Consider the following 23,323-nt stretch of genomic DNA (forward strand, 5'->3'; position numbering starts at 1 on the left):
GCAACGAATTCGCCCAACTCCATGCATGCACATGAAACGTGCGGTTCACAGCACCGATGGCACCGTTCACCCATTCCGGGCGAGATAAGATCGGCAGACTAACGAGGCTTGAGCTTGGTGGACACCGCCAAGGGGAGAGGAGCTTGCTTCCGTGATGCAGGGCGAACGCACGCTCGCGGGCCGATACGACATCGGCCGGCGAATTGGTCGTGGAGGTATGGCTGAGGTCTACCTCGGGACCGATGAGCGCCTCGGCCGACGCGTCGCCGTCAAGCTCCTCAACACGCAGCTCTCGGGTGAGCCCGACTTCCGCTCGCGCTTCCGCCAGGAGGCGCAGGCGGCCGCGCGAATGACGCATCCGACGATCGTGCGCGTCTTCGACGCAGGCGAGGACACGTTCGTGCGCGCCGACGGGCACGAGCTCGTCGTCCCCTACATCGTCATGGAGTACATCGAGGGGCAGCAGCTCCGCGATGTCATGGCCGGCGCTCCCCTCGCGGACACGCAGATCCACGAGTACATGACGGGCATCCTCACGGCGCTCGAGTACTCGCACCGTGCAGGTGTCGTGCACCGCGACATCAAGCCGGGAAACATCATGATCACGCCGGAGGACACGGTCAAGGTCATGGACTTCGGCATCGCCCGTGCCATCTCCGACACCGCTGGCACGATCGCACAGACCACCGCCATCCTCGGCACCGCCTCGTACTTCTCGCCAGAGCAGGCGAAGGGCGAGAACGTCGACGGACGAAGCGATCTCTACTCGGCTGGCATCGTGCTCTACGAGATGCTCACGGGCAAGGTCCCCTTCCAGGGCGACTCAGCGGTCGCCGTGGCGTACCAGCACGTCACCGAGCGCCCGATCGACGCGAACGAGATCAACCCGAAGGTCTCGAAGGCCATGAACGCGGTCGTGAAGCGGTCGCTCGCGAAGAGCCGAGAGGACCGCTACCAGTCGGCCTCTGAGTTCCGCCGTGACCTCGACCTCGCAGCCCAGGGCATCATGCCGGCCTTCGCGACGAAGGTGGAGGACGACGACCGCACGCAGCTGTTCGGCCCAGCGCCTTCCGGTGTGAGTGCAACAGAGTCGGCGTTCAACTCGCTCTCCGAGACCGATGACCGCGCACCGCAGGTGCAGCGTCGCCCTCCGGCGATGTGGATCTGGGGCGCCGCGGCGCTCCTCGTCGTCGTCATCGTCGCCGTCAGCATCTGGGTCTCCCAGCTGCCGCAGGCAGGTCAGCTCCCCGATACGAGTGTCGATGTGCCGGATGTCGTCGGCGAGCAGTGGGACGCAGCGCGCACGACGCTCGAGGAGGTCGGTCTGACTCCGGTACGCGAAGCGCAGACGAGCGAAGATGTTCCCGAGAACCAGGTCATCAGCACGACTCCAGGGTCCGGACTCAGCGTCTCACTCGGTCAGGAGATCACGGTCGTGGTCTCGACGGGACCGTCGGCGGTGACCATGCCAGACATCAACGGCATGACCGTCGAGCAGGCGACGGTTGCCCTGCAGGGTGCCGGACTGAGCGTCGGCCAGATCACGTCAGAGGACTCCCCGACCGTCGCAGCGGGCACGATCGTGCGCAGTGACCCCGCGGGCGGTTCGAGCGTCGCGGCGGCCTCCAGCGTCAACCTCGTGACCTCCACGGGCAACGTGGCGCTGCCGGACCTCCTCGGACAGCCGCTCGAGTCGGCGACGGCGACCTTGCGCGAACTGGGACTCCTCGCGGTCGTGAAGCAGGACCCGGGCTGCCTCGCGGTCGAGGGCAACCCGATCGTGAACATGTCGGTGCCTCCGGGACCCGTCGCCCAGCACTCGCAGGTCGAGGTCACCTACTGCACGTCGGAGCCCGCGCCGACACCGACGACGACGACTCCCGACGCCACGCCGAGCGGTGCGCCCTCGACGCCTCCGGAGGATTGATCCACCTCCCCGCACGCAGTTGATCAGAGTCGAGGGCCCCTTCCGCTTCGCGAGAGGGGCCCTCGATCAGTTCTGAGCCGGAGCCTGGGACAGCACGCCGAGACCGACGGTGACGTCGTTCTGGGGTGTGAGAAAGGCATCCACCCAAGGGAACGCGAAGAAGATCAGGCCGTAGAGTGCCGCGGCGATGAGGACCAGGGCGATGAGCAGCTTCACGGGCCAGGGGCCGGGGAGCACTCGCCAGAGGGCGCCGTACATCAGAGACCTCCCTGGCTCTCGACCGAGGCCGCTATCGATGCTGGCGGACCGTCGGCTCTCGGAGTGAAGGTGTCGAAGACCGCGTAGCCGATGATGCGCTCGGCGGTCGACCAGAACGGGTTGCAGCTCATGATCATCATGAGCCGGTCGGTGCCCGTCTGCTCGGGGTACCGCGGCACCGAACCCAGCACGTCCACCTGGGTCGGTGCGACGTATTCACCTGATCTGTAGGAGTAGGTGTACCAGCCGTCGGCCGTCTCGACGACGAGCTCATCACCGAGCTGCAGTTCGTGGATCTTCTGCATGGACGCCCCGTAGGCGAGGCGATGGCCCGCGATCGCGAAATTGCCGACCTCGCCGGGCATCTGCGAATCCGGGTAGTGGCCGATGTTGTGGTCGAGCACCTCATGCTGCTCGATGCCCTGCGCGATGGGACGGGCGTAGTCGGCGCCCCAGGTGGGCACGTAGAGGATCGCGAACCGCTCGTTGGTGACGGTCGGTGCCGAGGAGATGGGGATGCCGATCGCGGGGTCGGTCGTGGTCACGGTCGTGGCTTCCTCGCCACCCTCGGCGAGCACCTGGCTGAGCTCCTGCCCGGCTTGGTTCTGCTCCTCGCCGACGATGAGGTCGTTGAGCCAGTACTTCCAACCGACGAAGAGGAGCATGACGACTCCGAGCGTCATGAGGACTTCTCCAGAGACACCCACGACGCTGAGCTTGCGGCGCGGCCTGGAGCCGGATGAGGGACGCTGACCTCTGCTCGAGCTCTGACGCTGGCGGGTCTCATTTTCGAGGGCACGCCGCTGGGCCCGAGTCTGGTAGCCGTCGTCGTCGGCGAGGAGCGACTCGATCGAGGTGGTCCCGTCGTCTCGTCCAGGCCGTTCAGCAGATGGCATAGGAGCAATCATAGATAGGATGGCCCGCATGTCTCGTGAGAAGTCCACCGGCTCCAAGTCCGACGAGCCGGAGAAGAAGACTCCGGCCGGTACGAAGAAGCACCGTTCGTCCGAAGCGTCCGCCGCAGCGGCCGCTCTCGCGGCGACCGAGAAGCAGCGCAGGCAGAAGCGCGCAGCTGGTGTCGCCGACAGCGATGAGCGCAACCCGAACCCGGTCTGGTTCAAGCCGCTCATGTTCGGCTTCCTGATCGTCGGGTTCCTCTGGATCATCGTCTTCTACCTGACGAGCGGCGCGCTTCCCATCGCCGAGCTCGGGTCGTGGAACATCCTCGTCGGGTTCGGCATCGCGTTCATCGGCTTCATCATGACGACGAACTGGCGCTAGCCGCTCCCTTCTCCACAGGAGCTCGAACTACAGCTGTGTAATTCATCCCCAGGTGTGCATAACCCTGTGGATAACTTCTGTGCACAGCTCTCTGTGGCGGAGAAGCCACACAGCAAGAAGCCGCGCATCCCGATGGATGCGCGGCTTCTTGCGTTCCGAGTGACTACCCGGCGATACCCAGCGGCAGCTGCGAGACGCTCGCGGTGGCGCCGACCACGATGAGCACACCGAGCGCCGCCACTATCCAGAGCCCCTTCCGCGACGGCTTCGCCGACTTCGACTCCCACAGGAACAGCCACGAGCAGAGCGCGCCGGTGACAAGGCCACCGAGGTGGGCCTGCCAGGCGATGCCCGGGATGACGAACCCCATGACGACGTTGATGCCCACAAGCACGATGAGCGACATCGTGTTCATACGCGCTTGCCGCATGACGACGAAGTAGGCGCCGAAGAGGCCGAAGACGGCACCGGATGCGCCCAGGACGGTCGTGTTCGGTGCGACGAGTGCGATCGCGAGCGAGCCCCCGAGCGCGCTGACGATATAGAGCGCCGCGAACCTCAGATGCCCGTACACCTGCTCGAGGACGCGCCCGAAGATCCACAGCGTCAGCATGTTGAACGCGAGGTGGAAGACGGTCGAGTGCGCGAAGGCCGACGTCAGCATGCGCCACGGTTCGAACGCACCACTCCCGACGTGGGAGTAGATGCCGTGATAGACGAGGAGGCCAGTGACCAGATCGCCGGTCACCTGCTGGAGGAGCCAGAGGACGGTCGAGATGCCGATGATCGCGTACGTGACGAGCGGTCGCTGGTCTTGCCCGAGCCGTCGCAGCCGCGTTCGCGCGGAAGGGCGCTGAGCGGCCTTGGCTTTCGCATTCGACTCCCGGATGCACTCAGGACAGATCACGCCGACAGGCGCGAGCGTCTGGCACTCGGGGCAGACGGTGCGGCCGCACCGCTGACAGAGCACGAAGCTCTGTCGGTCTGGGTGTCGATAGCAGAAGTTCTCACGCTGCTGCGACAGCTCGGGTGATGTCATTCGTGAAGAGGAACCTGGAGCCTAGAGCTGCTCGACGGTGACGCTCTCGATGACGACGTCCTTGAGCGGCTTGTCACGGCCATCGGTGGGGACCTTGGCGATCGCGTCCACGACCGTGCGCGACTCGTCATCGGCGACACGGCCGAAGATGGTGTGCTTGCCCTGCAGCCACGGCGTCGGGTCCGTCGTGATGAAGAACTGCGATCCGTTCGTTCCGCGGCCGAGCTGCTTCCCGGCATTCGCCATGGCGAAGATGTAGGGCTCGTTGAAGTTGAGCTCGGGGTGGATCTCGTCGTCGAACGCGAAGCCGGGGCCGCCGGTTCCGGTGCCCGTGGGGTCGCCGCCCTGGATCATGAAGTTGGGGATGATGCGGTGGAAGATCACGCCGTCGTAGAGGGGCGTGCCCTTGGTCTGGCCGTCACGAGGGTCGGTCCATTCCAGCTCGCCCGTGGCGAGACCCACGATGGTCTTGACCGTGTTCGGCGCGTGGTTGCCGAACAGCTCCACCTTGATGGGGCCGTGGTTCGTGTTGATCGTTGCAAGTGCAGTGGCGATTGACATGCTCGTCATCTTTCCATAGCCGTCCGACTTCTCTCCTGCCTGTCCGCCGACAGCGTGCGGTGATTCAGGTTGCGTGTGGCAGAAGCGTGCCAAGATATGCACTACCTACTTGTCAACGTCCGGAGGTACCAATGGCCCTTTCACGGAAGCAGTCGCGTGAACTCAAGCGTCTCCGCAAGGACGCAACAAACCTGTGGAGCGAGCAGCAGTCTGTCATCGAGCACGCTCGTGGCATCCTGCAGTCCGCTGGAGTGAGCGCGAAGGGCTTGGCTGAGTCCGAGCTCGTCCCCGCTCTGCAGAAGAGCTACGACAACAACGTTCGCCCGAGCTTCGACCGCGGCTACAGCGTGGCCCGCGAGAAGTACGAAGACGCGAGCGTCCGCTTCAACGGCAAGGTCCTCCCCGTCGTCGCCGGCCTCTCGGGCTCGGTGGCTGGCACGGTCAGCAACCTCGCTTCGAAGAACCACGACCTCAAGGATGTCGCCGGCTCCGCGAAGAAGGTCTCGAAAGAGCTGAACTCGCGCGCCAAGAAGGCGTCGAAGGCGTACGACAAGAAGTACAACAGCTCCGGCGTCGGCGTCGGCGGCTGGCTGCTCATCGGTGCTGGCGTCGCGGCTGTCGCAGCTGTCGGCTACGCCCTCTGGCAGACCTTCCGCGCAGATGACGACCTGTGGATCGCTGACGAGGAGCTCGACGCTCCCGTCACCACGGTCTCGCCCGCATCGGCCGCGAAGTAGTTCGCGCGCTCCTGCATCTGACTGGCCCCGCGCTCACCTCGTGAGTTGCGGGGCTTCGTCGTAGGTGCCGGTGATGAGCTGTGCCAGCGCGTCCGCCATCACGGGCTTCGCGCCCCGCCACCAGGCGAGCCGCACTTCGATGGCCGGAGCGTCGCGCAGGGGCCGGTAGACGACCCCCGGCCGGGGGTGCTGGGCGGCCGTGGCCTCGCTGGTCACGCCGAAGACATCGCCATCCGCGATCAGGGTCAGCCATTCGTCGAGGGAGGTGGTCGGGATGAAGATGGGCGATCGGTCAGCCTGCCAGAGTGAGCCGACTGTGGTGCCGGTCCGTGCATCCACCGCGAGGGTCTTGCCGGCGAAGTCGCCGAGGACCAGGGTTCGCCTGCGCGCGAGAGGGTCTTCCTTCGACAGGACTGCGACTCGTCGCTCTTCGCCGACGAGAACGGTCTCGATGCGGGGATCGCGGGGTGCCGTGCGGAGGACGGCGAGCTCGGCTTCACCATCCAGGAGTCCGGCCGTCGCGGTGTTGCTCTGACGGAAGACAAGATGTGATTCAGGATGCTCGGCTCGCCAGCGTCGTTGCACGGTGCTCGTGTGCGCGCCGAGCGTCGACCAGGCGTAGCCGACCCGGAGTTCCCGGGTCGCCGCATTCGCTTCGTCGCCGATGAGGGTCACTTCGAGCAGGACGCGGCGTGCGCGGGCGAGGATCCGCTCACCGAGGGGTGTGAGTGCCACGTGGCGTGTGGAGCGGGAGAGGAGCTGCGCACCGAGCTGGGTCTCGAGCGCGAGGATGGCTCGCGACACGGCCGCCTGCGAGCAATGCAGCTCGATGGCCGCATCGGTGAAGGTGCCCGCGTCGACGACCGCGGCGAGGGCGCGGAGGTGGCGGAGCTCAAGACTCATGCGCCCAGCGTATAACTCCCGCGTGTCATGCATTTCTGCGCGCGACCCACCAGGGACACGATTGGCGCATGACTGGGACCGCGGACACGACGATGCCGAACGCTGCCGCGCCGCGCGGCGTCCTCGCCGGGTCTGCGATGCTCACCGGCAGCGGGCTCTCCAATCAGCTCGGTGCCGCAATCGGAGCACTTGCCTTCGATTCCCTTGGCACCGCGGGAGTCGTCGCCGTCCGCCAGCTCGTGTCGGCCGCCATCCTGCTCCCGGTTGCCCGGCCACGGCTGCGGAGCTTCACCTGGGCGCAGTGGTGGCCGGCATTGCTGCTCGGACTCGTCCTGGCGACCATGAATCTATCCCTCTACGCGGCCGTCGATCGCATCGGGCTGGGACTGGCCGTCACCCTCGAGTTCCTCGGCCCACTTGCCGTCGCGCTGTCCTCGTCGCGCACGCGGGCTGATCTGCTGCTCGCCGTGGGTGCCGCCGTCGGCGTGTACGTGCTGCTGCTGCCCGACGGATCCAGCGATCTCCTCGGCTACGCGTTCGGCCTGCTCGCTGCCTGCTGCTGGGCCAGCTACATCCTGCTCAACCGGATGCTCGGAGGCCGCCTGACCGGCCTCCAGGCGCCTGCCACGGCCACGCTGGTCTCGAGCCTGCTGACGCTGCCCATCACCGTGCAGCTGATCGCCGACGGGAAGTTCCTGGGCTGGCCCCTGCTGCTCGCGGCGCTCTCCGGCCTGCTGTGCTCCGTCATCCCCTACTCGATCGACATCATCGCGCTCCGCTGGGTGACCACGAGGTTCTTCGGGGTGTTCATGAGCATCAACCCGATGTTCGCGGCGCTCGCCGGAGTTGTCGTGCTCGGACAGGTGCCCGTCACGCACGAGTGGGTCGGCATGGCCATGATCGTCGGCGTCAACGCTGTCGCCGTGTCACGCGGCCTCCGCGGGGGCCGTAGCACCGAGGAGACGCGGAGAGACGCCGGAGGAGCTCAGTGAGCGGCGCGGAGAGAACGCAGGTGCCCGTTGGCGGGGCGTTCCGCGTGGAGCCTGAGCCCCACATCCACGAGCGACACGGTGCGAAGCGCGACCACCTCTGAGAGATCGAACCAGCGAGCCTCATCCGTTGAGCCGCCGCGTTCGTTGCGCAGCTCGCCGCTCACGATGCTCGCCTCGTAGACGATCCGGACCGACTGCATCGGCGTCTTGCCCGGCTCGAGCCGGTCACGGCCCGCGATGATGTGCGAGTCGATGCCGAGGAGGTGGTCGATGGAGGCGTGGTAGCCGGTCTCTTCCCAGATCTCGCGGACGACGCCGTCGATGGGGTCCTCGCCTGGGTCCGTTCCGCCGCCGGGCAGGGTCCAGCCTGAGCGACCACGGTCATGCCAGTGCGCGAGGAGGATCTGCCCGTCGCGCACGATGACACCGTAGGAAGCGAGTCGTCGATGCACGGAACCCCCAAAGATCTCTGCCGGGGTCTCGAGGTCAGCGGCCCGGTGCCTGGCCGACCCGAACCACGGGCGCACGCTATCGTACGCCGACGCGCGCCGCGCTCCCGCACAGGGAGGCCCCGACGCGCGCCGGATGGTGCGTAGCGAGCGGGATCAGCGACGCAGCGTCTTGCGCGCGGCCCAGTTGCCGAGGAACTGGAGCCCCTGCACGAGGATCACGATCACGATGACAGCTGCCCACGTGACCTCGGGCTGGAACTGACGATAGCCATACTGGATCGCGAAGTCACCAAGTCCGCCACCGCCGATGAATCCGGCCACCGCCGACATGTCGACGAGCGAGACCACGGCGAACGTGTATCCGAGGATGAGCGGCCCAAGTGCCTCAGGCACGATTACGGTCCACACGATCTGGAAACGTCCCGCACCCGACGCGCGCGCCGCCTCGATGACACCTGGTGACACAGTCAGCAGGTTCTGCTCGACAAGGCGAGATATGCCGAAAGTGGCCGCAAGCGAGAGCGCAACGATCGCCGCATTTGTACCGATACCAGAACCCACGATGAGTCTTGAGAGTGGCTGGACGGCCGCGATGAAGATGATGAATGGGATTGGTCGGAAGAAGTTCACGATTACGTTCATGACCGCGTTCGCGAAACGTTGCTCGTAGAGGTTGCCGCGGCGCGTCAGATAGAGCACGAGCCCAACCAGGAGCCCGCCAAGCCCACCGAAGAGCAGGCTAAGCGAGACGAGGAAGAGAGTCTCGCCGGTCGCCTCGAACAGCTTCGGCAGGAGTTCGATGACCTCGTTCATGCCGCACCTCCCGCAGTGATGTCGTCGAATTCCGTGACGACCGCGAGGCCGCCGATTTCATCGAGGGCCCGGCGTCGTGCATCCGCGTCACCCTGCAGCGCGAAGGTCAGGTCGCCGAACGACTTCCCGCGGATCTCGTTCATTCCGCCGTACACGAGCTCGACAGTGATGCCTGCTTCGTGCAGGATACGCAGCGCCTGACCCTGGTTGGTCCGCCCGTCGCGGAAGCTCAGCGTCACGAGCGTGCCAGGGTGGCGGGCACCCAAGTCTGCGCGCAGCTCGGCATCCGGGATGCCCTGCACGACCGTCGAGACGAAGCGCTGCGTTGCCGGGGCCTCCGGGTTCGCGAAGATGTCGAACACCTCGCCCTGCTCGACGATTTTGCCGTGCTCCATGACGGCGACGTGGCTCGCGATCTCCTTCACGACGTCCATCTCGTGCGTGATGACGATGATCGTGACCCCGAGCTCCTCGTTTGCCTTCTTCAGCAGCTGCAGCACGTCCGCCGTCGTCTGCGGGTCGAGCGCGCTCGTCGACTCGTCGGCGAGGAGGATGCTGGGGTTCGTCGCGAGGGCGCGCGCGATGCCCACGCGCTGCTTCTGCCCGCCGGAGAGCTGGTCGGGGAAGGCGCGCGCTTTCTCGGAGAGTCCGACGAACTCGAGCAGCTCGGCGACGCGCTTCTCGCGCTCTGCCTTCGGCGTCTTGGCGACGCGCAGCGGATACGCCACGTTTCCGGCGACGTTGCGTGAGTTGAAGAGGTTGAACTGCTGGAAGATCATCCCGATTCCCGCGCGCACAGAGCGCAGCTTCGTCTCGGGCAGCTTCGTGATGTCGACCCCATCCACGTGGATGCTGCCGGACGTGGTCGGCTCGAGCGCGTTGATGAGACGCACCATCGTTGACTTCCCTGCACCCGAGTATCCGATGACCCCGTAGATGTCGCCGGCCTCGATGTTGAGCGAGACTCCGTCGACGGCTCTGATGACCGGGGCTCCGCGCTTGGGTGCCGGATACTCCTTGACGACGTCGGTGAGTGTGATGAGGGCCATGTGTTCGCTCTCGCCTTCTTCACGGTGGACCCGTGTGGTGGTGCTGGTGAGCGGCGCCGGGACGCCATTCGTTGGTGCAAGCGAGATCGCCGCCCGAGGCCTGATGATCATCATCGGGTCTCGGGCGGCGAGCGCGCTAGGGGTGAGTCCTAGCCCTGGGCTTCGATCTCTGCGACGAGCTCGTCGAGCGTCGTCTGCAGCTCGTCGACGGGCGTCTTGGTGAGCACGGCGGTCTCGCCGAACGTCTCCTTGACCGCTGCCGCGACGCCCTCGGAGTTCTGGTAGATCTCGACGAGCTTGAGGTAGTTCTCGTTGTCAGCGTTCTCGGCCGTCGTCACGAAGATGTTGATGTACGGGAACGCGGACTCGTTCTGCGGGTCATCCCGCGTGAGTGCGTCTTCCGTGGTGAGGCCAGCGTTCTCGACGAAGTCGTTGTTGATGATCGCGCCGGCGAGGTCAGGCAGCGAGGTTGCCGTGACGGAAGCCTCGAGCTCGGTCACCGTGACACGCGACTCGGGGAGCACATCGTCGAGGGTGGAGAACGGCGAGCCGCCGTCCTTGAGCTCGATGAGGCCAGCTTCCTGGAGCACGAGGAGGCCGCGGGCGCGGTTGGAAGCGTCGTTCGGGACTGCGACCTCTGCGCCGTCCGGAATCGCGTCGACCGAGTCGTACTGCGACGAGTAGAAGCCGAGGGGGTAGATGGCCGTCGAGCCGATCGGCACGAGGTCGTCGCCACTCGCGGCGTTGTGCTGCGCGAGGTAGATGATGTGCTGGAACGCGTTGACGTCGAGCTCACCCTCGCTCGTGGCGGGGTTGGGCTGGTTGTAGTCCGAGAAGTCGACGAGCTCGACCGTGAGGTCCTCAGCTGCCGCTTCCTCGACGAGGACGTCCCAGTACGGGTCGGATGCGCCGACGACACCGAGCCTGATGGTGTTCTCATCGGAGGCGCCGGTGGAGCACGCGGAGAGACCTCCAACGAGGGCGATCGCGCCGACTGCTGCGGCGATCTTGGTGAAACGTGACATGGAGGAGGGTCCTTTCAATGCGGCGCGCGAACGCCGGCAATCCTCTAAGGGTCTAGAGGGCCTCGCAAGAATAAGAGAACAGCGCGTCGCCGCGCCGGTACATCCTGACACGTTGCGTAACAGTCCACTGACGGCGTCACCTACGCAACAATGTTGCGCTGGAATCGCCAAGCAACTCAGGGCAGAAGACCCAAGTGCCTGGCCTTCGCAAGAGCCTGGTAGCGAGAGCCCGCATCCAGCTTCGTCATTGCGGTCCCGAGGTAGCTCTTGACCGTGCTCTCGGTCAGAATCAGCTTCCTGGCGATGTCCTTGTTCGTCAGCCCGAGCGCGATCTGACCGAGCACATCCAGCTCCCGCGGCGAGAGCCTGACCGGAGCCTCCGGGAGATCTGCGGTGGCGGCAGCCTCTCTGCTGCGCGGATCTCCGTGGTCGCCGGCGAACCTCACGAGGCGTTCCTCGATGCCCCGTAGCCTGGCCCGCACCTCAGCATCCCCGAGGAGGGATGCCACCTCGCGCAGCTCGGAGAACGTTCCCCTCAGCTCCTCGAGCTGCGTCGCGGTGAGGCCACCGCCTCCCAGCTCCGAGACGCTCGCGGACCCCACCCGCATCCGACGGCTGAGCTCATCCCGCAGCCGCAGCTCGTCTTCAACGTTCTTGCCGAGCGCGACCGCCTGGCCGAGCGACATCGACTGCGAGTCAGGGGCCGCCCGGAACCCGCCATAGAGGACACCCCGCACGTGCTTGTCGACGATGACCGGCACAGCCATCAGGCTCTGGACGTGCTCGGACAGCACCTGCACGTCGTAGTCGTGCGTGATGCGACTGCTGCCGCGGTAGTTCGTGGTGACCTTGGCGCGACGCTCGAGCATTGCCCGCCCCCCGAGACCGCGCCCCAGCTGCACCCTGAGCCCCACGAGGCCGCGACCCTGGTTGCCGCAGATCGTGTGGACGTCCGTCGTGTCGCGGTACGTCGGACCGCCGAACGAGAGAGGGCACCCCGTGGAGTCCCGCAGGCGCGCTACAGCCTGAGCGAAGACGTCAGCTTCGGTTGCTGCCTCTGGAAACATCATGTGCGTCACTACCAACTTCCGGGGGTAGTTCGATACTTCGTCGTATGCGTAGCGTGGATGCTATCACGCAGGCGATGAGGCTTTCGTGTTCGCAATGATGCGAAGAAATGCCGCCGTCAGCCGCTCCGGAATATACGTCCATCCCTGACGAACGCAGCAATGCACTGAGGCAAGGAGGCCCCATGCAGAATGAAACGTCACCACCGCCGACCAGCGGAATCGACTATGTCGAATTCGAGGAATCGGCCGATTTCAAGGAACTGAAGAAACGCCAGCGTTCCTTCGTCTTCCCACTCTCCATCTTCTTCCTCGTCTGGTACGGCGCCTACATCATCGTCGCCGCATACGCGCACGACTTCATGGCCACGCCCGTCTTCGGGAACATCAACGTGGGTCTGCTGCTGGGCATCGGCCAGTTCGTCACGACCTTCGCGATCACCATGTGGTACGTCTCCTACGCCAACCGGAGACTCGATCCGCTCGCGAATGACCTGCGCGTCCAGCTGACCAAGGAGGACCAGGCATGAGCGTCCAGCTCATCGCCCCGCGGGCGAGCGCGGTGGCAGACAACGACCCCGTCCTGAATATCGCGATCTTCGCGGCGTTCGTCGCCGTGACGCTCTTCATCGTCATCAGGGCGAGCCGAAACAGCAAGACCGCCGCCGATTACTATGCGGGCGGTCGCTCTTTCTCGGGGACGCAGAATGGATTCGCCATCTCCGGCGACTATCTCTCCGCTGCATCCTTCCTGGGCATCGTCGGTGCTATCGCCGTCAATGGCTATGACGGGTTCCTCTATTCGATCGGGTTCCTCGTCGCCTGGCTGGTGGCACTGTTGCTGGTCGCCGAGCTCATGCGCAACACGGGCAAGTTCACGATGGCCGACGTGCTCTCGTTCCGCCTCAAGCAGCGGCCTGTGCGCGTCGCGGCGGCCCTCACGACCCTCGCGGTCTGCTTCTTCTACCTTCTCGCCCAGATGGCCGGCGCCGGTGGTCTCGTCGCGCTCCTGCTCGGCATCACGGACGACATCGGCGTCGCGATCGTCGTCGCCGTCGTCGGTGTGCTCATGATCATCTACGTCCTCATCGGCGGGATGAAGGGCACGACCTGGGTGCAGATCATCAAGGCGTTCCTGCTCATCGGCGGCGCTGGCGCGATGACGATCTGGGTGCTGGTCATCAACGGCTTCGACCTGTCCGCGCTCCTGCAGGCGGCCGTCGACAAGGCGGCGCTCGACGGTGCTGAAGACCCGGCGGCGATCCTCGCTCCCGGTCTCCAATACGGCAAGAACCCCATCGACTTCGTATCGCTCGGGCTCGCTCTTGTCCTCGGCACGGCCGGCCTGCCGCACGTGCTCATGCGCTTCTACACGGTGCCCACCGCCAAGGAGGCCCGAAAGTCCGTGGTCTGGGCCATCTGGCTCATCGGCGGCTTCTACGTGTTCACGCTGGTCCTCGGCTACGGGGCGGCTGCGCTGGTGGGAGCTCCCGCCATCCAGGATGCGCCGGGAGGCGTGAACTCGGCGGCCCCGCTGCTGGCCCTCGAGCTCGGCGGACCCATCCTGATGGGCTTCATCTCCGCCGTGGCGTTCGCGACCATCCTCGCCGTGGTCGCCGGCCTCGCCATCACGGCTGCCGCATCCTTCGCCCACGACATCTACAACAGCGTCGTGAAGCGAGGCACGGCAAGCCCCGAGCAGGAGGTGAAGGTCGGCAAGTACACGGTCGTCGTGCTCGGCGTCGTCGCCATCGTCGGTGGCATCGGCGTGCAGGGCCAGAACATCGCGTTCCTGGTGGCGCTCGCCTTCGCGGTTGCCGCCAGCGCGAACCTGCCGACCATCCTCTACTCGCTGTACTGGCGCAAGTTCACCACTCGTGGCGCGCTATGGAGCATGTACGGGGGTCTCGCGACGGCCATCGTCCTGATTCTCTTCTCGAAGGTCGTCTCCGGTGCCGAGACGGCGATGCTCGGCGCGGAGATCGACTTCGCCTGGTTCCCGCTCAACAACCCCGGCATCGTCTCGATCCCTGTCGGCTTCCTGCTCGGCTGGCTTGGATCCGTCCTGCCGCAGAAGAAGGAGGACCCGCGCGTCGCCGCCGAGATGGATGTGCGCTCGCTCACGGGGTACGGGGCCGAGGAGGCCGTCGAGCACTAGGCACTCCCTCGTCCGAGGGCGCCACGGCCTGCTCGAGTTCGTCGAAATGGTCGCTCCGACCGGGTCGGAGCGACCATTTCGGCGTTCTCGTTGTCTCGGTGCCACAACGCACATGAGGTTCGGGATGCGCGTGGGTAGCGTGAGCGTGTCCACGATGCACACGGAGGTGCGGATTTGACCCAATCAGCGCAGACAGGTTCCCTCGCTGGGAAGACCATCATCATGTCCGGCGGGAGCCGCGGCATCGGACTCGCGATCGCGAAGCGCGCGGCACGCGATGGAGCGAACGTCGTGCTCCTGGCGAAGACCGGTGAGCCCCACCCGAAGCTGCCCGGCACGGTCTACACGGCCGCCGAGGAGGTACGAGAGGCCGGTGGCCGTGCGCTGCCGGTCGTGGGCGACGTCCGCGACGACTCCGACCTGCGGCGGGCGGTCGATACGGCGGTCGTCGAGTTCGGCGGCATCGACATCGTCGTCAACAACGCGAGCGCCATCGACCTGCGGTCGACGCTCGACATCGACGAGAAGCGCTACGACCTGATGCATCAGATCAACCAGCGGGGAACGTTCATGCTGTCGCGGGCCGCGCTGCCGCACCTGCTCGAGTCGCCGGATGCCCGCATCCTGTCCCTCTCACCTCCCCTCAACCTCTCGGCGAAATGGCTCGGCACCTATCCCGCGTATATGACCGCGAAGTACGGCATGACGCTCGCAACGCTGGGCATCGGTGCTGAGTTCGCGGAGAAGGGTGTCGAGGCGAACACCCTCTGGCCGCGCACGACCATCCAGACCGCTGCGGTCGCCAACATCATCGGCGGCGAGGAGCTCATGCGGCGCAGCCGGACTCCCGAGCTGTACGCGGATGCCGCGCACGTCGTCCTCACGTCGCCGCGTGGCCGATACCAGGGCGAGACGCTGCTGTGCGAAGACGTGCTCGCGGATGCGGGCGTGAGCGATCTGGGTGCTTACTCACCCGGTGTGGATGCGGCCGAGCTGTTTCCCGATGCCTTCGTCGACTGACCGCGTGGACATCGGAGGGGGTTTCGAGACCAACGGCCTAGTGTGAGTCCCAGATGGGCGGTTCGGGCACATCCCCGGCAGACCCTACGTGCAGCAGTCCAACGAGGGAGCGCGACGATGACGGGTGTCGATCAGCACATCAAACCGGACGTCCCACCGTCCGGTCCGGGGTGTGTGGAATGCGAGGAGTCGGGTAGCTGGTGGCTGCACCTGCGTCGCTGCACGTTCTGCGGACACATCGGCTGCTGCGACGACTCCCTGAACACGCACGCGACGAAGCACGCTCACGCAACCGGTCACCAGGTCATCTGCAGCTACGAGCCCGACGAGGTGTGGTTCTGGGACTACGCGACGGACACGATGTTCGACGGGCCGACGCTGCACGCGCCGCTCAGCCACCCACGGTCGCAGACGGTTCCGGGCCCGAGGGAACGCGTGCCGGCAGACTGGCAACGCCTCCTGGGCGCATGACGACGCCGCTCGGCGATCTCCCGGACGAACCGCTCGCACTGCACGAGGCCCCATACGCGTAGGCCGGACGCCGAGGGCGGGGTTGTGGTCGTCCAGACTCGCCTGAAGCGGCCGCAAGTCCGCCCCCGGATGGGCCGACTCACGCAGAAGAACCCCGGTCAGATTTCTCTGACCGGGGTTCTGTGTCACCGTGGAGCCTAGGAGATTCGAACTCCTGACATCCTGCTTGCAAAGCAGGCGCTCTACCAACTGAGCTAAGGCCCCGTTCGGGGTGGAAACGACACCAGCCTTCAGTGTCGAACCGTGGGGCTACCAGGACTTGAACCTGGGACCTCTTCGTTATCAGCGAAGCGCTCTAACCGCCTGAGCTATAGCCCCCGAAGCGACTGCCCCAACATACACGAAAAGTGCACCGCAGGGGAAATCGAGCCGCTAGCTGTTCGTGAAACCGAACACGAGGCCTCCCGTGACCTTCACCGCGAGGTTGTACAGGAACGCCGCGACCGCGCCGAGGGCAGTGCCCGCGACGAGGTTGAGGAGCGCCACGACAAGCGAGAAGAGCATGAGCTGCGGCAGTGTGACGAAGTCATCGACTCCGACACCTGCCGAACCGGAGACGTCGTTGAGGAGGTTGTTGACGCTCCCCAGCACACCCGTGTTCTCGATGACCGTCCACATGAGGAACGTGGCAACGATGGTGATGATGCCGAAGCAGATCGACAGCAGGAAGGAGAACTTCACGACAGACCAGAAGTCGATGTGCACCAAACGGAGGCGCACCTGCTTGCTCGCAGTCTTCTTGCTGGACTTCTGGGCCAGCTTGTCAGCAACGCTCGTCATAGATCAGTACCTCAGTCTTCGGTCTCGTCCTGCTCGAACGACGTGACCGAGTCTGCCACAGTCTCACTCTCGTCACTCTCGGCAGTCGTGCTGTCCCCATCGCTGGAGGCATCAGGGGTCGCCTCGGTCGTCGCCTCGGTGTCGTCCGAGGCGGGGGCGCCGGCGGATTCGCCGTCCTCGCCCGCCTCGTCTTCCTTCTCGAGCTCACGGTCGGCGTTCTGCGCGATCGCGATCACGTAGTCGCTGTTGTCGAGCCTCGCGAATGTCACGCCCATGGAGTCGCGTCCGGTCACGGAGACCTCGGCGACGTTGGAGCGCACGACCTTGCCGGAGGCGAGGATGACCAGCACCTCTTCGGCGTCGTGGACGAGCAGCGCACCGGCGAGCCCGCCGCGTTCCTCGTTCAGCTTCGCGACCTTGATGCCGAGGCCACCGCGCTTCTGGATGCGGTACTGCGACACGGACGTGCGCTTCGCGTATCCGCCCTCCGTGACGATGAACACGTAGGCGTCATCACTCGAGGTGACCGCTGCGGTGAGCAGGTAGTCGCCGTCGCGGAACGACATGCCCTTCACGCCGGACGTGGAGCGGCCCATGGGCCGGAGCGCTTCGTCGTTCGCCTCGAAGCGAAGCGACATTCCGAGGTGGGAGACGCAGAACACGTGGTCGGACTCGTCGGCGAGCATCGCCGAGACGAGTTCGTCGCCCTCGCGCAGGTTGACGGCGATGATGCCGGCCTGGCGGTTCGTGTCGTACTCGGTGAGCGCCGTCTTCTTGACGAGTCCCTCGCGGGTGGCGAGCACGAGGTACTGCGCCTGGCGGTAGTCGCTGATGTCGAGGATCTGCGCGACCTTCTCGTCGGGCTGCAGCGGCAGCAGGTTCGCGATGTGCTGCCCCTTCGCATCCCGGCCGGCCTCGATGAGCTCGTATGCCTTGGCCCGGTACACCCGGCCCAGGTTCGTGAAGAAGAGCAGCCAGTGGTGCGTCGTCGTCACGAAGAACTGCTCGACCACATCGTCCGCGCGGAGCTGAGCGCCCTTGATGCCCTTGCCGCCCCTGTGCTGTGAACGGTAGTTGTCGCTGCGCGTGCGCTTGATGTAGCCACCGCGCGTGACGGTGACGACCATCTCCTCTTCCGGGATGAGGTCCTCGTCGGTCATGTCGCCGCCGGAGCCTCGCAGGATCTCGGTGCGTCGATCGTCGCCGAACTTGTCGACGACTTCCTGCAGCTCATCCGCGATGATGGTGCGCTGACGCACCGGGTCGGCGAGGATCTCCTTGTACTCGGCGATCATCGCTTCGAGGCGCGCTGCGTCTTCCATGATCTTCTGGCGCTCGAGCGCGGCGAGGCGGCGCAGCTGGAGGTTCAGGATGGCGCTGGCCTGCAGCTCGTCGACGTCGAGCAGCTCCATGAGTCCCGTGCGGGCCTCTTCGACGGTCGGCGACCGGCGGATGAGCGCGATGACCTCGTCGAGCATGTCGAGCGCCTTGAGGTAGCCACGGAGGATGTGAACCTCGTCTTCCGCCTTCTTAAGGCGGAACTTCGTGCGGCGCACGATGACCTCGACCTGGTGCTGCACCCACGCCGTGATGAAGCCGTCGATCGCGAGCGTGCGGGGCACGCCGTCGACGATCGCGAGCATGTTCGCGCCGAAGTTCTCCTGCAGCTGCGTGTGCTTGTAGAGGTTGTTGAGCACGACCTTGGCGACGGCGTCGCGCTTGAGCACGATGACGAGGCGCTGACCGGTTCGACCGGAGGACTCGTCGCGGATGTCGGCGATGCCGGTGAGGCGCTGGTCCTTGACGAGTTCTGCGACCTTCAGCGCGAGATTGTCGGGGTTGACCTGGTACGGCAGCTCCGTGATGACCAGGCACGTGCGCCCGTGGATCTCCTCGATCGCGACGACGGCGCGCATCGTGATGGAGCCGCGACCGGTGCGGTACGCCTCCTGGATGCCCTTGGTGCCGAGGATCTGGGCACCGGTCGGGAAGTCAGGGCCGTGGATGCGCTCCATGAGCGCGTCCATCAGCTCCTCGCGGGTCGCATCCGGGTGCTCGAGATGCCACAGCGCACCAGCCGCGACCTCGCGGAGGTTGTGCGGCGGGATGTTCGTGGCCATACCGACGGCGATGCCGACGGAGCCGTTGACCAGGAGGTTCGGGAAGCGGGCGGGCAGCACGGCGGGCTCGCGCGTGCGGCCGTCGTAGTTGTCCTGGAAGTCGACGGTGTCCTCGTCGATGTCCCTGACCATCTCGAGCGCGAGCGGCGCCATCTTGGTCTCGGTGTATCGGGGCGCGGCGGCACCGTCGTTGCCGGCGGAGCCGAAGTTCCCCTGGCCGAGGGCAAGCGGGTAGCGCAGCGACCATGGCTGCACGAGGCGGACGAGCGCGTCGTAGATCGCCGAGTCGCCGTGCGGGTGGAACTGCCCCATGACGTCTCCGACGACGCGGGCGCACTTCGAGAACGCCTTGTCTGGGCGGTAGCCGCCGTCGTACATCGCGTAGATGACACGGCGGTGCACGGGCTTGAGCCCGTCCCGAACCTCGGGGAGCGCTCGACCGACGATGACGCTCATCGCGTAGTCGAGGTACGAGCGCTGCATCTCGAGCTGCAGGTCGACCTGCCCGATGCGGTCTTCGCCGTCGGCGTTGGTGGTTGTGACGCGTTCTTCAGCCATAGATGTGCCTGTGTGCCTTAGATGTCGAGGAAGCGCACGTCGTGCGCGTTCTGCTGAATGAAGGTCCGGCGCGATTCGACGTCCTCGCCCATGAGCGTGCTGAACACGGCGTCAGCTGCCTCCGCGTCGCTCACCTTGACCTGCAGGAGCGTGCGCACGGCGGGGTCCATCGTCGTCTCCCAGAGCTCCTGGTAGCTCATCTCGCCGAGTCCCTTGTAGCGCTGGATGGCGTTGTCCTTGGGAATGCGGCGACCGGCCGCCTTGCCGTCTGCGAGCATCGCGTCGCGCTCACGGTCGGAGTAAGCGAAGTCGTGCGCCGCGTTGGACCACTTGATGCGGTAGAGCGGGGGCTGCGCGAGGAACACGTAGCCGAGCTCCACGAGCGGACGCATGTAGCGGAAGAGCAGCGTGAGCAGCAGCGTCGTGATGTGCTGGCCGTCGACATCGGCGTCTGCCATGAGGATGATCTTGTGGTACCTGACCTTGTCAGGGTCGAAGTCGTCGCCGAGCCCGGCGCCGAACGCTGTGATCATCGACTGCACTTCGTTGTTCTGCAGGGCGCGGTCGAGGCGTGCCTTCTCGACGTTCAGGATCTTCCCGCGCAGCGGGAGGATCGCCTGCGTCTCAGGGTCGCGCCCCTGAACTGCCGAGCCACCGGCCGAGTCACCCTCGACGATGAAGACCTCGGAGCGTGTCGGGTCCTTCGACTGGCAGTCCTTGAGCTTGCCCGGCATGCCGCCGGTCTCGAGGAGGCCCTTGCGTCGGGTCTGCTCGCGTGCACGACGGGCGGCGAGGCGGGCAGCGGATGCCTGGCCGGCCTTCCGGATGATGTCCCTGGCCTGCGAGGGGTTGCGGTCGAACCAGTCCTGGAGCGCCTGGCCGACGATGCGCTGCACATACGACTTCGCCTCGGTGTTGCCGAGCTTCGTCTTCGTCTGACCTTCGAACTGAGGTTCGCCGAGCTTGATGGAGATGACGGCGGCGAGCCCTTCGCGGACGTCCTCACCCGAGAAGTTCTCGTCCTTCTCCTTGATGAGGTTCTTCTCGCGCGCGTACCGGTTGACGACCGTCGTGAGGGCGGCGCGGAACCCCTCGAGGTGCGTGCCGCCTTCCTTCGTGTTGATCGTGTTCGCGAACGAGTGGATGGACTCCGAGTAGGAGTCGATCCACTGCATCGCCAGCTCGAGCGAGATCTTGCGCTCGGTGTCCTCGGCGTTGACCTCGATGATCTCCTCGTGCACCGGCTGCTTCTTGCGACGGCTGACGAGGTGCTGCACGTAGTCGACGAGTCCGCGCTCGAACAGGTACGTCTGCGCGCGCTTCTGCGGGATCTCGATGGATTCGGTGACGGCCTTCGGCTCGCCGGTCTCCGTGCGCTCGGCGTCGTCGATGTCAGCGGCGGTCTCGTCCTGCAGCTCAGTGATCTGCGCGGCGAGTCCATCGCCCGAGAGGGTCGACTGGTCGCGGTCGTCTGCGAGCGAGATGCGCAGGCCCTTGTTGAGGAACGCCATCTGCTGGAAGCGGGCGCGGAGCACCTCGAAGTCGTACTCGACGGTCTCGAAGATCTCGGAGTTCGCGTAGAACGTGATGGTCGTTCCCGTGTCTTCGGTCGGCTCGCCCTTCCGGATGTTCCCGGTCGGCACGCCGTTCTCGAAGTCCATCTCCCACTCGAAGCCATCGCGCTTGACCTGCGCGATGAGGCGGTACGACAGGGCGTTCACGACGGAGGAGCCAACGCCGTGGAGACCACCCGAGACCGCGTATCCACCGCCGCCGAACTTTCCGCCGGCGTGCAGCTTGGTGAGGACAACCTCGAGGGTGGAGATGCCCTCGACGGGGTGCAGCTCGACCGGGATGCCTCGACCGTTGTCCCGAACGCGCACGGCTCCATCGTCCTGCAGCGTCACCTGGATGTCGTCGCAGTACCCCGCGAGCGATTCATCCACAGAGTTATCCACAATTTCGTACACGAGGTGGTGGAGCCCCTCGGGACCGGTGGATCCGATGTACATGCCGGGGCGCTTGCGAACGGCTTCGAGCCCCTCGAGCACCTGGATCTGGCCTGCGCCGTAGTCGTTCTCAACCCGATCGTTCTGCGAGCGGGCTTCGACCACCTCGGTGGGAGCCCCTTCCTGGCCTTCCGACGTTCCTGGACCGTCCGACTGCAGAGCGTCGTCTGGCGTCTCAGTCGTGTTCTCGGGGTCGGAAGTTTCTGATGCCATAACTCGGGCGTCTCCTTGCTGTGTGGCGACATGCAAGATCCGCGTTGCGAGCAAACTCGCGTGACGCGGATCTAGCGACTGTTCAGTCTACCAAGGAACACGACTCGAGGCCCGAAAATGGAGCGTGAAGCGACGAAAACAAGGGGACGTACCGTATTTGCCTTGTCAACCGTAGGTATCGCGTGGACCACGCCCTGGAACCGATCTGGGACCGCGTTTCCACGAGGGGGCACCCGGGTTCAGAAAGCGGATGCGCTCGACCTTCGCTTCCGCGTACCTCTCTGCGAGGTTCGTGAGCAGCATCGTCTGCATCCCTCGGAGCTGCGTCGCCCACGCAGTCGAATCGCACTGCACCAGCAGCACGCCGTCCTCGATGTGCAGCGGAGTGGAATGCGCCGCCGTCTCCTTGCCCACGATCTCGGGCCACGCGTCCATCAGCTCCGCCTGCTTGAGTGGTCCGTTCCAACCGAATTGCCTGGTCAGCGCCGCAAGGGCCGATCCAGCCGCAACAGGATCACGTCCGAAGCCGAACGGCTCGGACAGCTCGGTGCCCTCCGCATCCTTGGCCTTCGCCGCAAGGCGTCGGCGAAGCGACGTCGTCTTCCCGCCGAAGACCTCCTTGAACCGCGCGTAGACCTCTGCACCCTCACTCATCGGCGGCCCCCGTCTGGATCGTGCCGGCACTGATCCGGATGATCTGCGAGCGCAGCCCCTCAGGAACGTCCTCGAGGACCGCCGCCGTGATGAGGACCTGCTCGAAGTCCCCGATCGCCTCCGCGAGGCGGGACCGGCGCGAGGCGTCCAGCTCCGCGAACACGTCGTCGAGGATGAGCACCGGATCGCCCGCGCGTGACTCGCTGCGCACCAACTCGGCGGCCGCGAGCTTGAGGGCAAGCGCAAACGACCAGGATTCACCGTGACTCGCCGTGACTCGCGCCGGCAGACCGTTGAGCCAGAACACGGCGTCATCGCGGTGGGGGCCGACGAGGCTCACGCCTCGTTCGAGCTCGCGGGGACGCATCTCGGCGAGCTGCGCGGTGAAGCGGTCACGAATCTCCGCGGTCGTGACCTCGCCGCCTTCGACTTCCGCGCCCTCGCCATCGGCGTCACCCATGACAGACGCAGCGTGGCCGAAGGCGGAGACGCGCATCGACAGCGTCGGCCGATGGTCCGCGCCGACCAGACGCTGGTACGAACCGGCGAGGTGTGGAAGCAGCCGATCGCAGAGCAGCAGCCGCTCGGCGATGATCTGGGAGCCGAGCTCCAGCATCCGCTCGTCCCACACATCCAGTGTCGCGATCATCGCTTCCGACGATCGCGGGCCCCGCATCGATCGGAGCAACGAGTTCCGCTGTCGCAAGACCCGCTCGTAGTCGGCGATCACGCCGCCGAGCTTCGGCGAATGGGTCACGAGCAGGGAATCGAGGAACCGTCGCCGAGCGCCAGGCTCACCGCGCACGAGCGTGAGATCCTCCGGAGCGAACAGCACGCTTGCGAAGTACCGAGCCAGGTCGCGGGACCTGACATTCTGGCCGCCGACCCTCGCCTTGTTCGCACCGGAACTCGCGATCTGCACATCCAGGTGCAGCGAGCGAGTCTCGTGAGCCAGTTCCATCTTGACCACGGCGAACTCCTGGCCGAAGCGCACAAGCGCCTGGTCACTGGAGACTCGGTGCGAGCCGAGCGTGGCCAGGTAGCCGATCGCCTCGACGAGGTTGGTCTTGCCCTGGCCGTTGGAGCCGACGAACAGGTGGGCGCCGGGCCCCAGCGACAGGTCGGCGGACTCGTAGTTCCTGAAGTCGTGCAGCTGCAGACGGGTGACGTGCACTG

The 23,323-nt window shown here is 65.8% G+C and carries 22 protein-coding genes, 2 tRNA genes and 1 pseudogene; 8 read left to right on the forward strand and 17 right to left on the reverse strand.

Annotated features, from left to right (window positions below; all coding sequences use genetic code 11):
• The first annotated feature begins 154 nt into the window (after positions 1 to 154).
• Positions 155 to 1,927, forward strand: a complete 1,773-nt coding sequence (gene pknB / locus HDC34_RS00850) for a Stk1 family PASTA domain-containing Ser/Thr kinase (protein WP_179557042.1) — start codon at positions 155 to 157, stop codon at positions 1,925 to 1,927.
• A 66-nt stretch (positions 1,928 to 1,993) separates the two neighbouring features.
• On the opposite strand, the gene HDC34_RS00855 is transcribed toward pknB, so the two are convergent.
• Both HDC34_RS00855 and HDC34_RS00860 read right to left on the reverse strand, forming a co-directional pair.
• A complete protein-coding gene (locus HDC34_RS00855) occupies positions 1,994 to 2,185 on the reverse strand; it encodes a hypothetical protein (protein ID WP_179555467.1) in 192 nt (63 codons plus the stop codon).
• Positions 2,185 to 3,081 (reverse strand): class E sortase, encoded by an 897-nt coding sequence (locus tag HDC34_RS00860; protein WP_179555468.1) that lies wholly within the window; start codon positions 3,079 to 3,081, stop codon positions 2,185 to 2,187. The genes HDC34_RS00855 and HDC34_RS00860 overlap by 1 nt, the downstream gene beginning before the upstream one ends.
• A gap of 151 nt (positions 3,082 to 3,232) precedes the next feature.
• Between HDC34_RS00860 and HDC34_RS00865 the strand changes: the two are divergent.
• Positions 3,233 to 3,466: pseudogene (locus HDC34_RS00865) on the forward strand (cell division protein CrgA); the annotation flags it as partial.
• 163 nt (positions 3,467 to 3,629) lie between these two features.
• On the opposite strand, the gene HDC34_RS00870 reads toward HDC34_RS00865, so the two are convergent.
• Both HDC34_RS00870 and HDC34_RS00875 read right to left on the reverse strand, forming a co-directional pair.
• A complete protein-coding gene (locus HDC34_RS00870) occupies positions 3,630 to 4,373 on the reverse strand; it encodes a rhomboid family intramembrane serine protease (RefSeq protein ID WP_258067918.1) in 744 nt (247 codons plus the stop codon).
• Positions 4,374 to 4,526: 153 nt separating this feature from the next.
• Positions 4,527 to 5,066, reverse strand: coding sequence for a peptidylprolyl isomerase (locus tag HDC34_RS00875; RefSeq protein ID WP_179555470.1), 540 nt, complete (start codon positions 5,064 to 5,066; stop codon positions 4,527 to 4,529).
• 131 nt (positions 5,067 to 5,197) lie between these two features.
• On the opposite strand from HDC34_RS00875, the gene HDC34_RS00880 reads away from it, so the two are divergent.
• Complete coding sequence (locus HDC34_RS00880) at positions 5,198 to 5,803, forward strand: hypothetical protein (RefSeq protein ID WP_104254443.1); 606 nt, start codon at positions 5,198 to 5,200, stop codon at positions 5,801 to 5,803.
• A gap of 33 nt (positions 5,804 to 5,836) precedes the next feature.
• Here HDC34_RS00880 and HDC34_RS00885 read toward each other — a convergent pair whose 3' ends face one another.
• Entirely contained in the window at positions 5,837 to 6,706 is an 870-nt protein-coding gene (locus tag HDC34_RS00885; RefSeq protein ID WP_104310801.1) for a LysR family transcriptional regulator, read from the reverse strand.
• A gap of 68 nt (positions 6,707 to 6,774) precedes the next feature.
• Between HDC34_RS00885 and HDC34_RS00890 the strand changes: the two genes are divergently transcribed.
• A complete protein-coding gene (locus HDC34_RS00890; protein ID WP_179555471.1) occupies positions 6,775 to 7,698 on the forward strand; it encodes a DMT family transporter in 924 nt (307 codons plus the stop codon).
• Here HDC34_RS00890 and HDC34_RS00895 read toward each other — a convergent pair.
• The 5 genes from HDC34_RS00895 to HDC34_RS00915 all read right to left on the reverse strand — a co-directional run bounded on the left by HDC34_RS00895 (position 7,692) and on the right by HDC34_RS00915 (position 12,107).
• Entirely contained in the window at positions 7,692 to 8,150 is a 459-nt protein-coding gene (locus HDC34_RS00895) for an NUDIX hydrolase (protein ID WP_179555472.1), read from the reverse strand. The two genes, HDC34_RS00890 and HDC34_RS00895, sit on opposite strands and share 7 nt — an antisense overlap.
• A 153-nt stretch (positions 8,151 to 8,303) precedes the next feature.
• Positions 8,304 to 8,963: a methionine ABC transporter permease gene (locus tag HDC34_RS00900; RefSeq protein WP_179555473.1), complete on the reverse strand. Its 660-nt coding sequence runs from the start codon at positions 8,961 to 8,963 to the stop codon at positions 8,304 to 8,306.
• Entirely contained in the window at positions 8,960 to 10,012 is a 1,053-nt protein-coding gene (locus HDC34_RS00905; RefSeq protein WP_179555474.1) for a methionine ABC transporter ATP-binding protein, read from the reverse strand. The genes HDC34_RS00900 and HDC34_RS00905 overlap by 4 nt, the downstream gene beginning before the upstream one ends.
• 149 nt (positions 10,013 to 10,161) lie before the next feature.
• Entirely contained in the window at positions 10,162 to 11,037 is an 876-nt protein-coding gene (locus HDC34_RS00910; protein WP_179555475.1) for a MetQ/NlpA family ABC transporter substrate-binding protein, read from the reverse strand.
• A gap of 176 nt (positions 11,038 to 11,213) precedes the next feature.
• Positions 11,214 to 12,107 carry a LuxR C-terminal-related transcriptional regulator gene (locus HDC34_RS00915; RefSeq protein WP_179555476.1) on the reverse strand — a complete coding sequence of 298 codons (894 nt, stop codon included), beginning with the start codon at positions 12,105 to 12,107 and terminating at the stop codon, positions 11,214 to 11,216.
• 182 nt (positions 12,108 to 12,289) lie between these two features.
• On the opposite strand from HDC34_RS00915, the gene HDC34_RS00920 reads away from it, so the two are divergent.
• The 4 genes from HDC34_RS00920 to HDC34_RS00935 all read left to right on the forward strand — a co-directional run bounded on the left by HDC34_RS00920 (position 12,290) and on the right by HDC34_RS00935 (position 15,753).
• Complete coding sequence (locus HDC34_RS00920) at positions 12,290 to 12,634, forward strand: DUF485 domain-containing protein (protein ID WP_179555477.1); 345 nt, start codon at positions 12,290 to 12,292, stop codon at positions 12,632 to 12,634.
• Positions 12,631 to 14,262: a cation acetate symporter gene (locus tag HDC34_RS00925; RefSeq protein WP_179555478.1), complete on the forward strand. Its 1,632-nt coding sequence runs from the start codon at positions 12,631 to 12,633 to the stop codon at positions 14,260 to 14,262. Before HDC34_RS00920 ends, HDC34_RS00925 begins: the two co-directional genes overlap by 4 nt.
• A gap of 174 nt (positions 14,263 to 14,436) precedes the next feature.
• The gene (locus tag HDC34_RS00930; RefSeq protein WP_257023043.1) at positions 14,437 to 15,282 is read left to right on the forward strand and encodes an NAD(P)-dependent oxidoreductase; all 846 of its coding nucleotides are present in this window, start codon (positions 14,437 to 14,439) and stop codon (positions 15,280 to 15,282) included.
• Positions 15,283 to 15,399: 117 nt separating this feature from the next.
• Positions 15,400 to 15,753 carry a UBP-type zinc finger domain-containing protein gene (locus tag HDC34_RS00935; protein ID WP_179555479.1) on the forward strand — a complete coding sequence of 118 codons (354 nt, stop codon included), beginning with the start codon at positions 15,400 to 15,402 and terminating at the stop codon, positions 15,751 to 15,753.
• A gap of 191 nt (positions 15,754 to 15,944) precedes the next feature.
• On the opposite strand, the gene HDC34_RS00940 is transcribed toward HDC34_RS00935, so the two are convergent.
• The 7 genes from HDC34_RS00940 to recF all read right to left on the reverse strand — a co-directional run bounded on the left by HDC34_RS00940 (position 15,945) and on the right by recF (position 23,321).
• Positions 15,945 to 16,017: transfer RNA gene (locus HDC34_RS00940), tRNA-Ala, on the reverse strand.
• Positions 16,018 to 16,057: 40 nt separating this feature from the next.
• Positions 16,058 to 16,131 (reverse strand) — tRNA-Ile (locus tag HDC34_RS00945).
• Positions 16,132 to 16,185: 54 nt separating this feature from the next.
• A complete protein-coding gene (locus HDC34_RS00950; protein WP_104254434.1) occupies positions 16,186 to 16,593 on the reverse strand; it encodes a DUF3566 domain-containing protein in 408 nt (135 codons plus the stop codon).
• A gap of 11 nt (positions 16,594 to 16,604) precedes the next feature.
• On the reverse strand, positions 16,605 to 19,271 hold the full coding sequence (gene gyrA, locus HDC34_RS00955) for a DNA gyrase subunit A (protein ID WP_179555480.1): 2,667 nt from the start codon (positions 19,269 to 19,271) through the stop codon (positions 16,605 to 16,607).
• A 17-nt stretch (positions 19,272 to 19,288) separates the two neighbouring features.
• Positions 19,289 to 21,493 carry a DNA topoisomerase (ATP-hydrolyzing) subunit B gene (gyrB, locus tag HDC34_RS00960; protein WP_179555481.1) on the reverse strand — a complete coding sequence of 735 codons (2,205 nt, stop codon included), beginning with the start codon at positions 21,491 to 21,493 and terminating at the stop codon, positions 19,289 to 19,291.
• 165 nt (positions 21,494 to 21,658) lie between these two features.
• Positions 21,659 to 22,147, reverse strand: a complete 489-nt coding sequence (locus HDC34_RS00965; protein ID WP_179555482.1) for a DUF721 domain-containing protein — start codon at positions 22,145 to 22,147, stop codon at positions 21,659 to 21,661.
• Positions 22,140 to 23,321 carry a DNA replication/repair protein RecF gene (gene recF / locus HDC34_RS00970; RefSeq protein ID WP_104310791.1) on the reverse strand — a complete coding sequence of 394 codons (1,182 nt, stop codon included), beginning with the start codon at positions 23,319 to 23,321 and terminating at the stop codon, positions 22,140 to 22,142. Before recF ends, HDC34_RS00965 begins: the two co-directional genes overlap by 8 nt.
• Positions 23,322 to 23,323 lie beyond the last annotated feature (2 nt).

Source organism: Pseudoclavibacter sp. JAI123 (assembly GCF_013409665.1).
Lineage (GTDB): Bacteria > Actinomycetota > Actinomycetes > Actinomycetales > Microbacteriaceae > Pseudoclavibacter.

What these genes read in the sequence shown, in the direction of transcription:
- pknB (WP_179557042.1), top strand. Translation starts at nt 155, where the DNA reads ATGCAGGGCGAACGCACGCTCGCGGGCCGATACGACATCGGCCGGCGA.
- HDC34_RS00855 (WP_179555467.1), bottom strand. Translation starts at nt 2,185, where the DNA reads ATGTACGGCGCCCTCTGGCGAGTGCTCCCCGGCCCCTGGCCCGTGAAG.
- HDC34_RS00860 (WP_179555468.1), bottom strand. Translation starts at nt 3,081, where the DNA reads ATGCCATCTGCTGAACGGCCTGGACGAGACGACGGGACCACCTCGATC.
- HDC34_RS00875 (WP_179555470.1), bottom strand. Translation starts at nt 5,066, where the DNA reads ATGTCAATCGCCACTGCACTTGCAACGATCAACACGAACCACGGCCCC.
- HDC34_RS00880 (WP_104254443.1), top strand. Translation starts at nt 5,198, where the DNA reads ATGGCCCTTTCACGGAAGCAGTCGCGTGAACTCAAGCGTCTCCGCAAG.
- HDC34_RS00885 (WP_104310801.1), bottom strand. Translation starts at nt 6,706, where the DNA reads ATGAGTCTTGAGCTCCGCCACCTCCGCGCCCTCGCCGCGGTCGTCGAC.
- HDC34_RS00890 (WP_179555471.1), top strand. Translation starts at nt 6,775, where the DNA reads ATGACTGGGACCGCGGACACGACGATGCCGAACGCTGCCGCGCCGCGC.
- HDC34_RS00900 (WP_179555473.1), bottom strand. Translation starts at nt 8,963, where the DNA reads ATGAACGAGGTCATCGAACTCCTGCCGAAGCTGTTCGAGGCGACCGGC.
- HDC34_RS00905 (WP_179555474.1), bottom strand. Translation starts at nt 10,012, where the DNA reads ATGGCCCTCATCACACTCACCGACGTCGTCAAGGAGTATCCGGCACCC.
- HDC34_RS00910 (WP_179555475.1), bottom strand. Translation starts at nt 11,037, where the DNA reads ATGTCACGTTTCACCAAGATCGCCGCAGCAGTCGGCGCGATCGCCCTC.
- HDC34_RS00915 (WP_179555476.1), bottom strand. Translation starts at nt 12,107, where the DNA reads ATGATGTTTCCAGAGGCAGCAACCGAAGCTGACGTCTTCGCTCAGGCT.
- HDC34_RS00920 (WP_179555477.1), top strand. Translation starts at nt 12,290, where the DNA reads ATGCAGAATGAAACGTCACCACCGCCGACCAGCGGAATCGACTATGTC.
- HDC34_RS00925 (WP_179555478.1), top strand. Translation starts at nt 12,631, where the DNA reads ATGAGCGTCCAGCTCATCGCCCCGCGGGCGAGCGCGGTGGCAGACAAC.
- HDC34_RS00935 (WP_179555479.1), top strand. Translation starts at nt 15,400, where the DNA reads ATGACGGGTGTCGATCAGCACATCAAACCGGACGTCCCACCGTCCGGT.
- HDC34_RS00950 (WP_104254434.1), bottom strand. Translation starts at nt 16,593, where the DNA reads ATGACGAGCGTTGCTGACAAGCTGGCCCAGAAGTCCAGCAAGAAGACT.
- gyrA (WP_179555480.1), bottom strand. Translation starts at nt 19,271, where the DNA reads ATGGCTGAAGAACGCGTCACAACCACCAACGCCGACGGCGAAGACCGC.
- gyrB (WP_179555481.1), bottom strand. Translation starts at nt 21,493, where the DNA reads ATGGCATCAGAAACTTCCGACCCCGAGAACACGACTGAGACGCCAGAC.
- HDC34_RS00965 (WP_179555482.1), bottom strand. Translation starts at nt 22,147, where the DNA reads ATGAGTGAGGGTGCAGAGGTCTACGCGCGGTTCAAGGAGGTCTTCGGC.